We start from the raw sequence: 12,475 nt of genomic DNA, 5'->3' as shown, positions 1-12,475 counted from the left end.
AGGTCTCAGACCTTTTTATTTACTTGTTAAGCATAATAACAATAGCCTGTTACAACTTGAAAGTATATCATTCAATATTTTCATCAGCTTAAAAGTTCACACAAATTTATAAAAATATTAATAGATAAGTATAAAAAGATCTATTTTGAGAATGATTAAACTCCATCTATATTTGCATTAGAAATAATAAACAAAAACAATTATGAAATCGTATTTATTAGTATTATCTATTTTGTTGCTTGCAGTATCTTGTAGCAACAGCCCAAAAAACAAAATTGAAGGAACAGACTCACAAGCGATAGCTGACGGCAATGGACAACAACTTACAGTTGATACACAAGCATCATCTATTCATTGGGTAGGAACTAAACCAGGCGGAAGCCACCACGGAATTATCGGGATAAAAGACGGTAATTTGGCGGTCAACGGAACAGAAGTAGCTTCAGGTTCATTTACTATTGACATGAACGCTATTGCGGACGAAGATCTTACAGATCAAAAGATGAACGAAATGTTGGTAAATCACTTGAAAAGTGCAGACTTTTTTGATGTTGAAAAATACCCAACAAGTACTTTTACAATTACTAAGGTAGAAGCGGTAGCGGGTAATGACTCTATTACGCACAATATAAGTGGTAATCTGAAGATGAAAGATGTAGAAAAGAACATCACATTTGGAGCTAAAATCTCAAAAGATGGTGATACCTACAAAGCTGTTACTGTACCTTTCACTATTGACCGTACTCAATGGAACGTTCAATATGGTTCGAAAAGCCTTTTCGCTGACTTGAAAGACAAGTTCATCGATGACAATATTGAATTGCAAATAACAATTATAGCTAAAGCTGCTAGCAAATAAGAGAGTTTTTGACAGTGAATTTTTTCCTGATCGGCTTTAGCAACTTATTCGCTAAAGCCGATCTTTTTTTATTTCGAATGCAAATAATACGCAGGAGGGTTGATTAATATGACAACAAATAGTTTACAACATTTACATAAACAATTATCGTATCTGAAGGATACACCATTGATGCCCGTTTTATTCGTAGGACATGGAACTCCCATGAATGCGATAGAAGACAACGAGTTTGCTCAAAAATGGATTGAGTTGGGAAAAGAGATTCCTCATCCTCAGGCAATATTATGTATATCGGCACATTGGGAAACTCGCGGAACTTTTGTTACAGCTATGCAAAGCCCTAAAACGATTCATGATTTTTATGGCTTTCCACGCGAATTATATATGCAACAATATCAAGCACAGGGATTTCCCGACTTGGCAAATGATATAAAGGAAAATACTTCTAAATTTAATGTAGAAACCGACTATGAGTGGGGACTCGATCACGGAACATGGAGCGTATTGAAATATTTTTATCCAAAAGCCGATATTCCGGTATTACAACTAAGTCTCGATTATACAAAAGATATGCAATACCATTACGATCTGGCAAAAGAACTGATGTATTTGCGAAGAAAGGGGGTCCTTATTATAGGCAGTGGCAATATGATTCATAATCTGCGTATGCTGCAAGTCGAGGGAGGCGATTTTAACGCCCAGTATGGTTACGATTGGGCTATCGAATTAAACGAACTATTTAAAGAGAAAATACAGAAAGGAGATCACAGTGCTTTAATTCATTACAAGTCTTTAAGTAAATGGACGCAACTGGCAATGCCTACATTAGATCATTATATTCCGATGATATATGCTTTGGCATTACAAACGGAAGGAGAACAAGCCAGTATGTTTAACGATAAGATAGTAGCGGGTGCATTATCCATGACTTCTATTATTATCAACTAAGGTCGTAGACCTATCAATACAAATGTTTAATTAAAAGAAAGAAAAACAATTATGAAAACTATTTTATATAAAGCAGAAACTCGCGGTCACGCACAACATGGTTGGTTAAATGCCCATCATACATTTAGCTTTGCAAATTATTACGATCCCGAAAGAATACACTTCGGAGCTTTACGGGTATTGAATGATGACGTCATAGATGGAGGTAAAGGTTTTGGTACACATCCTCACGATAATATGGAAATCATAACAATACCTTTAACTGGAAGTCTTCGTCACGAAGATAGTATGGGCAACGGCGGTGTTATAGAATCGGGAGATATACAAGTAATGACTGCAGGCACAGGAATACAGCACAGTGAGTTTAATGCACAAAAAGATAAACCTGTAAATCTTTTTCAGATATGGGTGTTCCCTAATAAAAAGAATGTAACTCCTAGATATGAACAAAAGACTCTGGATTTCTTAAACCATAAGAACTCATTCCAGTTGGTGGTATCTCCAACCCCAACCGAGCAAGGTTTGTGGATACATCAGGATGCATGGTTCTCAATTGGTTCTTTTGACAAAGGAGTAATCGAAAAATATGAATTGAAATCGAAATCGAACGGTGTATTTGCCATGGTAATACAAGGCAGTTTCAACGTTTCGGGAACGGTTCTTGATAATAGAGACGGACTTGGTATCTGGGATACAGAATCTTTAACGATAGAATCTTTATCGGATGATGCCAGAATTCTATTGATGGAAGTTCCTATGGAATTCTAAGCTCAAAATGTTCAAAAAAAGTAAGCGGGTCAATCCTATTAAAGGGGTATTGACTCGCTTTATTTTATTAACTTTGTGTCAAACGATAAATATATATGTTATGCTTCGAAAAGTGTATTCGAAATACCTTACTATCTGTGCTATTTTATTCGTGTCCTTAACTATTACTGCCCAAAAAAAAGTACTAGATCATTCTGTTTATGATTCGTGGAAAAGCCTGTCTGCAATGGGGATTACCAATGATGGAAGATATGCTGCTACTGTAATTAAGGAGCAGGAGGGAGACGATTATCTTTTAATTCGCGACTTGCAAAGTAAAAGAGAATTGAGTATTCCTCGTGGATATGCATATACAATTACACCCGATCAAAAATATATTGTAGCTCAGATAAAAGCTCTTTATGAGGTAACGCGACAAGCCAAAATAAAGAAAACCGCTGATGAGAAATTGCCAAAGGATTCGCTGGTGATTATTTCTCTTGATAAACTTTCAGCAATAAAAATAGCTAATGTAAAAGCATTTAAGGTAGGTAAAGATTTCTCTGACTATATTGCATATACAATAGATGATACGCTTAAGGCAAAAGGTAAAGCAAAAACAGATGAGAAAACTCGTACTCTGGTTGTTCGTAATATCTATACCGCAAAAGAAGATTCTGTAAAGAATGTTTCAGATTTTGTTTTCAGTAGAAACGGAAAAGGCTTAGCGATAGTTACTAAACCTGAGGCTAAGGATTCAATCAATAAACCGAGTGTTGTATATATCGATCTAAAGGGATACAATAAGAAAATCGTTTCGATAGGAAAAACACTTTATAAAAGTCCGTCATTATCCGATTCGGGAGAGAGGCTTGCTTTTTTAGCGACATCGGATAGCGCAAAAGCTGAAATCAAGAATTACGATTTATTTTATTTCAGTTCCAATACTGATTCGGCAAAGCTGATTGTTGATAAAACTAAAAGCGGAATGCCTAAGGATTGGAATGTGAGTGAGAATTATGAGCCTCAATTCAGTAAAAACGGAAAAAGGCTTCTTCTAGGGATTGCACCTATCGTTTTACCGAAGGATACAACTATACCCGATTTTGAAAAAGCTCAGCTTGATCTTTGGCATTGGGAAGAACCTTTGATACAGCCTCAACAATTGGTCGAATTAGAGAAAAAGATAAAACAAACTTATTTGTCTTATGTTGATTTGGATAATGGTTTTACGTTCTATCAATTGGCAACAGAGGAAATGCCCAATGTGAGTATATCGGACGAAAATAATGGTCGTTATGCAGTGGGAACGTCTAACCTAAATTATCTTTTTGATACTCAATGGGATATTGCCGCCCGATTAACGAATTATATTTGGCTTTTAGACTTAGATAGGCATACACAAAAACAAATAAAGAAGGGATTGCAGGCAGAATTGAACCTTTCGCCTGATGGCAAATATTTAGCATGGTACGATGTAAACGACCGTCAGTATTATGCTTATTCTCTCGAAACAGAAAAAGAGGTTTGTTTAACTGATAAGTTGAATATCAACTTTTGGGACGAAAAGCATGATACACCATCCATTCCCGATTCTTATGGTTTTGGTGCTTGGTTGGAGAATGATGGAGCCTTTTTGGTATACGATGCTTACGATATATGGAAGCTTGACCCCATAGGAATTAAAGCTCCCGAGAATCTAACTAAAAACTTAGGTCGGGATAAGAAGCTTACTTTCCGATATATCAAAACTGATAAAGAGAGCCGATTCATAAAGAATAATGAAAAGTTATTGCTTTCGGTTTTCGATAATACAAGCAAAAAGCATGGGTTTTATGAAGTAGAGAAATCTAATCTGAAACCATTAATATTAGATCAGTATATATTCTCATCACCCGAAAAAGCGAAAGACAAAGACATATATTTATTTGCCAAGAGCAACTTTAATACTTCGCCCGATTTATTTGTGACATCTAATAATTGGAAGACTGAGACTAAGTTATCGGATATTAATCCTCAAATGAAAGACTATAATTGGGGTACAGCCGAATTGGTGGAATGGACTACTTTTGATAAGAAGCAATCGCAAGGAATTGTTTATAAACCGGAGAATTTCGATCCGAATAAAAAGTATCCTTTGATGGTTTACTTTTATGAAAAGCATTCAGATAATCTCTATCAATATTCGCCACCTGCACCTAGTCGTTCTATTATAAATATCCCTTTCTATTGCAGTAGAGGATATATTGTATTCACGCCCGATATTCAATATGTAACGGGGCATCCAGGAGAGAGTGCCTATAATTCGGTTGTTTCGGGAGTCGAAGAATTAGCGAAAAACGAGTGGATAGATCGTGATAATATGGCAATACAAGGGCAAAGTTGGGGAGGTTATCAAGTAGCATATCTTGTTACCCGCACCAATATGTTTAAAGCTGCCGGATCGGGTGCTCCTGTCTCAAATATGTTCAGTGCATATGGTGGAATACGCTGGGAAACGGGACGAAGCCGTCAATATCAGTATGAACAAACGCAATCGCGTATAGGAGCCACTATGTGGGAAGCTCCAGATTTGTATAAAGAGAATTCGCCTATATTCTTTGCCGATAAGGTAAACACACCTCTTCTGATAATGCATAACGATAAGGATGGGGCTGTGCCTTGGTATCAGGGTATCGAATATTTTATGGCTTTAAGAAGATTGCATAAACCCGTTTGGTTACTTCAATATAATAATGAAGCTCATAATCTTAAGGAGCGTCGCAATTGTAAAGACTTGAGTATTCGTTTACAACAATTTTTCGATCATTATTTGAAGGAAGAAGCTGCTCCTGTATGGATGAAAACGGGAGTACCCGCAACAGAGAAAGGAAAAACATACGGATTAGAGATAGAATAGGTCTATACCTATTTACCTTTATAGAGGATCTATTATTAGGCAGTTGCCTTGATAGTTATAAATATACGAAGACGATAGAAAAAAGTAAGTAATAAATAAAGTTGTTAGATTATGGTTAAGCCAGGTTATAAGTTGCTATTTCATCTTGATAATGAAAAGATTGAAATAGTTGAAATAAGAAGAAACGGAATTTTAGAAGAGGATAAGAATAAAGTTTATGTGTGGTTGTTATACGACAAAGTGAACGATATGATTAGCCGCTTAGAATTTGTTTCGATGAAAAGCTCTGAAAATAAAGAGTATCGCGAATTTGAAAACAGCAAATTGGAGTTAGACAAAGTATCAGGGATTTACACAGAAGGAGGTAAAGTTTTTGAAATGAAAGTTATTCCTTCAGATAAACCTCTACCTACAATTCTGCAAGATGCGGTAAGCGATTACCTTTTGCTGTTAAATTTCAGAAGCGAAAGAAGATGAAATCTGTCTTAACCGTATTAGGGCTGATCTTCTATTCTGTTTTGGGTTTTGCTCAAAGTAATATTCTTGAAGGTAAAAAATACTCGATTGTAGTGAGTGAAGCTTGTAAATCTTTCATTGATGGAGGATGTCTGATTACAACATACAACGTCCTAAATTTCGAGAAAGACAGTGTTGTTGTAGATTATTATACAAAAGCAGATTGTGAGTCGAAAGAAAGAAGCTCTTTCTATAATAACGAAGGGTCGATCGGTAAGTATCCTTATCAGATTCAAAAGAAAAAGGATAGCCCTAATCATATTGTGCGTATCAATGGGTATCAATTTGGGTCGCTAGAGGTATTCCCTGATTATTTGATTGTAATAAATCCGGATCATACCACAAATTCCGAATATATATTTAATCTTGTAGAGTAAGGAGGCAAAAGATATAAATAAAAAGATCGAACCATAAATGGCTCGATCTTTTTTATTTAGACTTTAAATATAGTTATCTCCAACCCGATAGTCTGAACGACTGAACCATCTGGTCGTATTCGGGTTTCCAGAATGAATACTCACTTGCTGAACTGGTTAAAGTAACCATTGTTTGTGATTCTTTTGTGTAAAAATAGGTTACGCATATATGTTTAGGCTCAGCACCATTCAATTGCTGAGTATAAGAGTAGCTGAGGGTACGAACACCATTGCTGATACTCGAATTGAAAGAATCCCAACTGATTAAAGTATAACCTGTGTTCTGTAAATTTCGCTCAACAGATGCTTTCATTTCATATTGTATGGTATCAATATTCAGAGAGTCGGGATAACTCAATCTGCTGAAATCTCCCTCTTGACTACTGATGGTGATACTGCTGAATGATTCTAATTGGGTAGAGTCATTCTCATTAAAATTATTCTTTAGAAATAATAATGTAGGACGGAAACGTTCATAGTCAATAGAGTCCCCTAGTTTCTTTTTAGACTCTTTATCTACTAGCATTGCGAATGGAATATCGCTTCTTTCCTCCAGATTGGCAGGATAAAACATGGTTCCAATATTAAGAATTGCTATCAGACGTTGGTAAGATGCCAGTATTTTATCGTAGTTGTTTTTCCATTGATCTAAGCTATTAAGAGGGGACGACATTGTTAATTGTATTTGTCCCGATTTGTCGAAGAAATATGTTAAATAAACCTTCGAGGCTTCGTTGTCTCTCAATTGTTGTTCATAAGAATATTGTAAGATGGGTACACCGTTAAGTTCGGAAATCTCAAAATCGCCCCAACTATTTATTTTATAATCGGTAGATTCAAGATTTTGATCTATGTTCTTTTTGATATTCTCTTGTAGTAAATTCAGATTTAAAGAATCTTTTTTTAATGCTCTTGCATTATATTCGGGTAATATATTAAATGAAATACTACCAAAAGGATTGATGTTGGTGCTGTCTGCTATTTCAAAATCACGCTTAAGAAACAGTAAGCCCGGGCGGAACTGTTCGTAATCGATAGATTCCCCGAGTATCTTTTTGAACTCGTTATCAACTAAAAATTTGAATGGTATATCTTTTCTTTCTTGAATATCAGTTGGATATTCAAAAGTGGCTATGTCCCCAATATTGACCTTGCGTTTGAAGGTTTCTATTATCTGATTGTAATACACTAGCCATTTCTTATACTCTTTTTTAGGGGCAGATAGTACTATCTGTAGTTGTAGATCAGAATCATAAAGATTTGTAGTTATAATATTGGTGGGGTTTTTGCCTTTTAGTGTTTGTTCGTAGGAATATTGAATGGCTACTAAATTATTAATAGTCTTGAATTCGAATGGATTCCACGTCTTTAGTTGGAATTGAGTTCCAACTAAATTGGTGTCTACATCCTGTTTGATATTGTTCTCTATCTTGGCTTTTTGTACATCTGATATTTCTTTAGGAAAGCGGTATTTTCCTGACAGAGCTGTAATGCTTATATAGCCGAAAGATATTTTTTTGCCCGAGGGTTTAGGTGCTTTAAATCCTTTCTCGAAAAAGATCAGAGTAGGGCGAAACTGTTCATAGTTAACCGAATCGTTCACCAGTTTCTGAAATTCTTCATCTACTAATAATTCGAATGGTATATCACTTCTTTCTTCAAGATTAGCGGGGTAGGCTATTGAGCCTATGTTCAGAATGTCAATTCTTTTGAGTGGAGTGGCAAGTATGTCTTTACCGACAATATTGCCGGACTGAATAAAAAGGACGATAACGAAAATTAGTGTAGTGTATGCTTTATTCATTACTTAATCTTAAAAATTTGGAATTGAATTGTAAAATACCGAATAAATGAAAAATCAATTAATTGAAGCTGTATTCAGAATTTCATTATAGATAGCAGTCCATTCTTCGATATTTTTATTGGGAGCAGTTAAAGTAATTTCTACTTGCTTGTTATCCTTAAATAAGTACGCTATAATTATATTAAGGTTTTTCTTATTTCTGTTTTCAAGTTTGTATTTGAACTTTAAAACAGTTGCTCCATTTATTTTGCTGATAGGTAATGCCTGCCAGTTTGATATTGTCGAAGAGGTACGTTCTGCATTTTGTTTCACCAAATTATTTAGATTCTCTCCTAATGCCTCGGCATATTCTGTTTCGAGAATTGAGGCATCGAAATTTTCCAATGAAATAGCATTTGCAATAATATTGGGAAACTCTTTTAGTTGAAAGCTGTCTTTTTCATCAAATCCTTTCTTCAACAAGATCAAGTTAGGTCTGAATTCTTCACAGTTTACACTATCAGGAAGTAGAGCTTTATCCTCAGGGTTTATTAATAACTCGAAGGGTATATCGTTGCGAACCTCTACACTTGCAGGATACTCGATATTGGCAATGCCCTTAATACCGATCGATTGATTCTTCTCATTCTCTAAGCTTATGGTATGTAGTTTTACCAATCCCAGAATTACTGCGATAAAAACAATTACAAAAATTACATTTTTTCTCATAATACAAATCTATAAATATTATTGCTCTTAGAACCAAGAATCCGTCTTGGTTCTAAGAGACTTTTTAGTTTACCATTCTGACAGAGAGAGAAGATGCTGCAAATACCCCTTTTTGAGATAAAGTATTGTAAATAGCTTCATTCAAATCAACGCTGACACTTCCATAATCGTCATTTAATACCCAAGCACGTATTACTATGTCAAAATTTCCGTTGTTGATGTTAGTTATTCCTACAAATGGAGTAGGAGCTTGTAATACTTTTTCGTTTCTGTTGACTACCTCTGTTAATGCTGCTTTCAATTCATCAGCATTATTGCCATAGTTTATATTTAATATAATATCTATTCTTCTATTCTTTTGTGTAGAATAATTGGTAATGCTACCTGTCGATAAAGGTCCATTAGGAATATATATGGTACGTCCGTCAGCTGTTAGTAGTATTGTATAAAGAATACCTATTTCCATAACTACCCCATCCATCCCTTGTACAAAAATACGGTCTTTTAATTTAAAGGGCTTATTTAGCAGAATCATAATTCCACCGGCAAAGTTAGAAAGATTGTCTTTCATTGCCATACCAATAGCCAAACCACCGGCAGCTATTATTGCAGCTAAAGATGTAGTTGGAATTCCTAATATACCAATAATAGCAACAATCAGTACTATTCTTAATAGAGTGTTTACCAAACTATTGATAAATGTTTGGACGGCGCCATCAACAAGTTTTCGGCTTAAAATTTTTTGAACCAACTTGAGTAGCCATGAGATGAGCCACGAACCTACAAAATAAACAATCGCGGCTACTATTAATTTTTCGCCAAGTCCTATCAGGCGATCCAATAGACCTTGTAGGATAGGTTCTAAAGCCATAGGGCTTATCTCCTTTATGTTTTGCAATAAAATAAAACCTAACATAAAAATTATTCTAGTTTATATTAATAATTAATTGAAGTAAATGGTGCAAATATATATAAAAAACATTGTTCTTTAAATGGTAAAATTCAAATATTCAAAGCAATATCTTATGAGAAAAATCATATTATTTATTTTGTGAAAAACGAAAGCTATCTTTTATACTTTGATTTGATTCGTAGATTATTTCGTTATATTTGCATTAAATCAAGGCTTTATGATAAATAGACACTCCGAGGCAACTTATTATCTTGGTAGATGTTATAAATAAATCCCTTGGAGATATAAATAAGGTATACAAAATCTGGATGATAGATATGGCAGTCATGGAAAACAACGATAAATTTTTAGGGTTAATAGAAAGCAGCATTCATACCAATTGGGATAAGCCTGTTTTTAGCGATTATAATGGAAGTACTCTCCTTTTTAAAGATTTTGCCCATAAAATGGCAGAATTGCATATTATTTTTGACACGATTAATGTGCAAAAAGGCGACAAAATAGCACTCTGCGGGCGCAATTGTACAAATTGGGCGGTTACTTTCTTTGCGGCTATGAGTTATGGAGCAATAGTAACAACTATTTTACATGATTTTGATGGTGAGAGTATTCATAATATTGTGAATCATTGCGATGCCAAAGTCTTTTTTGTAGGAGAGCATGTATGGGATAAGGTTGATCCTTTGAAAATACCTCATGTAGAAACCATTATTACAATAGAGGATTATGCCATTCAAAAATCACGTTCCGAAAAACTCAATCAGGTATGTGAGAACTTGGCTCTTGTTTTCAAAGAAAAATATCCAAAGGGTTTCTTGCCTTCAGACTTGAAGTTTCATGAGGAGCAACCTGAAGAATTAGCCCTTATCAACTATACATCGGGTACAACCAGTACACCTAAGGGTGTAATGATTCCATATAGAAGTTTGTGGTCTAACACTAAATTTGCAATAGAAAGTATTGAGTTTGTTAAAGCAGGCGATGGTATTGTAAGTATGTTGCCTATGGCACATATGTATGGTCTAGCATTCGAGATATTATTGTCAGTAGCCAAAGGTTGCCATGTGCATTTCTTGACGCGATTGCCTTCTCCTCAGATAATAATGAATGCTTTCGAGAAAATTAAGCCTACTTTAATTATTGCTGTGCCTTTGATTATTGAGAAGATAATTATATCGAGGGTTTTTACTGAATTGAATAAGCAGCCAACAAAAACTCTGATTAAGATTCCTATTATCAGAGAAAAAATATTTGCAAAAGTAAAAGATAAATTAATCTCGGTATTTGGAGGTCAGGTTGTTGAAATTGTAGTTGGTGGAGCCGCTTTAGATTCAGAAGTAGGTAAATTCTTATCGCGTATTAAATTCCCTTATACGGTGGGATATGGTATGACCGAATGTGGTCCGCTTATATCGTATGACTATTGGGAGACATATAGAGCAACTTCGTGCGGTAAACCGGTCGATAGGATGGAGGTGAAGATCGATTCGCCCGATCCTCAAAACGTTACAGGTGAAATCATAGTAAGAGGCACAAATACTATGCTCGGCTATTATAAGAATCCCGAAGCAACGGCAGAAGTGTTAGGTGCTGATGGGTGGTTAAGAACGGGAGATTTAGGGGTAATGGACGAGAGTAATTATGTGTATATTAAAGGTCGTTGCAAAACCATGATTCTTGGACCATCGGGTCAGAATATATATCCCGAAGAGATTGAGCAATTATTAAATAATACTAGTTATGTTGCCGAATCGCTGATTGTCGAAAGAGACGGTAAACTGCATGCACTTATCTTTCCCGATCATGATGTTATAAATGCCTTGCACTCAAAAGAGAGTGTAGATAGCTTATTGCAGTCAGAAATGGTGAATATAAACAAACGCCTTCCCCGATATAGTCAAATTATAGACTATACAATACGTGCAGAAGAGTTTGATAAAACACCAAAAAGAAGTATTAAACGTTTTTTATACAAATAATTCACAAACTTACATTTATATTTTAGTAGATTTGGAGGCATAAGTTGTAAGAAACAGAGGGCTGAAAATAACAAGGTGTTAATTGTTTTATTCTGAAAAGAATAGAGTGGTTTATACGTCTGTTTTATTTAAAGATCCCCCTGCCTCTTTATTGAAAAAATTGTATTTCTAATTAAAATATCGTCATTGTACAGCCTTTCTTGCCTGAGGGATGGTATAAATGCGTAAATAGATTATAGCAAACACGAAACTAAACTTTTCTTTATTTATTTGAGGACTAATCATATTATGGAAGAAGTAATTAATCCTTTGTCAAAGGCAGCGATAAAAAAAATTCTCCGAACAGCTCAGGCATTTATCGGGCGTAGTAGTATTGCTTTGGAGCGAGAATATCCTAGATCAAGGCGTAGACATCCAACTTCAAATGTCTATTTAATACCTTGTAAAGAATCTTCAATTTTGTGGATACCCAATATCTTTGAGGTATGTGATATGAGTCTGGTGCAGTTTAATAATGCAGTAGATATTGAGGGGTGCTTCGATTTATGTAATAATACATTAGAGTCTATTAAGCCCAATGTTTGGGTAGACGAAGATACTATTATACAGTATTATTCTGAGGCGTCAGGGCAGCATAATTTTCTTATTGGATGGAAATATTCATGCCTTCTTCGGTAATTAGATAT

11 protein-coding genes are annotated in these 12,475 nt (G+C 35.1%); 8 read left to right on the top strand and 3 right to left on the bottom strand.

Going from position 1 to position 12,475, the window contains the following annotated elements; translation table 11 throughout:
- The first annotated feature begins 202 nt into the window (after positions 1-202).
- The 6 genes from HGC4_RS05495 to HGC4_RS05470 all read left to right on the top strand — a co-directional run bounded on the left by HGC4_RS05495 (position 203) and on the right by HGC4_RS05470 (position 6,346).
- Positions 203-859, top strand: a complete 657-nt coding sequence (locus HGC4_RS05495) for a YceI family protein (protein WP_050709125.1) — start codon at positions 203-205, stop codon at positions 857-859.
- Between the two features lie 108 nt (positions 860-967).
- Positions 968-1,807 (top strand): 4,5-DOPA-extradiol-dioxygenase, encoded by an 840-nt coding sequence (ygiD, locus tag HGC4_RS05490; RefSeq protein WP_050709124.1) that lies wholly within the window; start codon positions 968-970, stop codon positions 1,805-1,807.
- Positions 1,808-1,858: 51 nt separating this feature from the next.
- Positions 1,859-2,575 carry a pirin family protein gene (locus HGC4_RS05485; protein ID WP_050709123.1) on the top strand — a complete coding sequence of 239 codons (717 nt, stop codon included), beginning with the start codon at positions 1,859-1,861 and terminating at the stop codon, positions 2,573-2,575.
- Between the two features lie 100 nt (positions 2,576-2,675).
- On the top strand, positions 2,676-5,453 hold the full coding sequence (locus tag HGC4_RS05480) for a S9 family peptidase (protein ID WP_050709122.1): 2,778 nt from the start codon (positions 2,676-2,678) through the stop codon (positions 5,451-5,453).
- A 111-nt stretch (positions 5,454-5,564) separates the two neighbouring features.
- Entirely contained in the window at positions 5,565-5,930 is a 366-nt protein-coding gene (locus HGC4_RS05475; RefSeq protein WP_050709121.1) for a hypothetical protein, read from the top strand.
- The gene (locus HGC4_RS05470; protein ID WP_050709120.1) at positions 5,927-6,346 is read left to right on the top strand and encodes a hypothetical protein; all 420 of its coding nucleotides are present in this window, start codon (positions 5,927-5,929) and stop codon (positions 6,344-6,346) included. Before HGC4_RS05475 ends, HGC4_RS05470 begins: the two co-directional genes overlap by 4 nt.
- Positions 6,347-6,419: 73 nt before the next feature.
- Here the strand turns inward: HGC4_RS05470 and HGC4_RS05465 are convergent, their stop codons facing one another.
- From HGC4_RS05465 to HGC4_RS05455, 3 genes are all read right to left on the bottom strand, one after another.
- On the bottom strand, positions 6,420-8,189 hold the full coding sequence (locus HGC4_RS05465) for a hypothetical protein (protein ID WP_050709119.1): 1,770 nt from the start codon (positions 8,187-8,189) through the stop codon (positions 6,420-6,422).
- A 54-nt stretch (positions 8,190-8,243) separates the two neighbouring features.
- Entirely contained in the window at positions 8,244-8,897 is a 654-nt protein-coding gene (locus HGC4_RS05460; RefSeq protein ID WP_050709118.1) for a hypothetical protein, read from the bottom strand.
- Between the two features lie 64 nt (positions 8,898-8,961).
- On the bottom strand, positions 8,962-9,768 hold the full coding sequence (locus HGC4_RS05455) for a mechanosensitive ion channel family protein (protein ID WP_185099950.1): 807 nt from the start codon (positions 9,766-9,768) through the stop codon (positions 8,962-8,964).
- Between the two features lie 368 nt (positions 9,769-10,136).
- Here HGC4_RS05455 and HGC4_RS05450 point away from each other — a divergent pair, with 368 nt between their 5' ends.
- Positions 10,137-11,789: an AMP-binding protein gene (locus HGC4_RS05450; RefSeq protein WP_050709130.1), complete on the top strand. Its 1,653-nt coding sequence runs from the start codon at positions 10,137-10,139 to the stop codon at positions 11,787-11,789.
- Positions 11,790-12,077: 288 nt separating this feature from the next.
- A complete protein-coding gene (locus HGC4_RS05445; RefSeq protein ID WP_050709116.1) occupies positions 12,078-12,467 on the top strand; it encodes a hypothetical protein in 390 nt (129 codons plus the stop codon).
- Positions 12,468-12,475: the final 8 nt, after the last annotated feature.

Source organism: Dysgonomonas sp. HGC4, from assembly GCF_001261715.1.
Classification (GTDB): domain Bacteria; phylum Bacteroidota; class Bacteroidia; order Bacteroidales; family Dysgonomonadaceae; genus Dysgonomonas_A.
The sequence above is the reverse complement of the archived record's forward strand: the minus strand, read 5'-3'. Positions and strand labels throughout refer to the sequence as shown.

Coding starts and splice junctions, on each gene's coding strand:
- HGC4_RS05495 (WP_050709125.1), top strand. CDS start 203: ATGAAATCGTATTTATTAGTATTATCTATTTTGTTGCTTGCAGTATCT.
- ygiD (WP_050709124.1), top strand. CDS start 968: ATGACAACAAATAGTTTACAACATTTACATAAACAATTATCGTATCTG.
- HGC4_RS05485 (WP_050709123.1), top strand. CDS start 1,859: ATGAAAACTATTTTATATAAAGCAGAAACTCGCGGTCACGCACAACAT.
- HGC4_RS05480 (WP_050709122.1), top strand. CDS start 2,676: ATGCTTCGAAAAGTGTATTCGAAATACCTTACTATCTGTGCTATTTTA.
- HGC4_RS05475 (WP_050709121.1), top strand. CDS start 5,565: ATGGTTAAGCCAGGTTATAAGTTGCTATTTCATCTTGATAATGAAAAG.
- HGC4_RS05470 (WP_050709120.1), top strand. CDS start 5,927: ATGAAATCTGTCTTAACCGTATTAGGGCTGATCTTCTATTCTGTTTTG.
- HGC4_RS05465 (WP_050709119.1), bottom strand. CDS start 8,189: ATGAATAAAGCATACACTACACTAATTTTCGTTATCGTCCTTTTTATT.
- HGC4_RS05460 (WP_050709118.1), bottom strand. CDS start 8,897: ATGAGAAAAAATGTAATTTTTGTAATTGTTTTTATCGCAGTAATTCTG.
- HGC4_RS05455 (WP_185099950.1), bottom strand. CDS start 9,768: ATGGCTTTAGAACCTATCCTACAAGGTCTATTGGATCGCCTGATAGGA.
- HGC4_RS05450 (WP_050709130.1), top strand. CDS start 10,137: ATGGAAAACAACGATAAATTTTTAGGGTTAATAGAAAGCAGCATTCAT.
- HGC4_RS05445 (WP_050709116.1), top strand. CDS start 12,078: ATGGAAGAAGTAATTAATCCTTTGTCAAAGGCAGCGATAAAAAAAATT.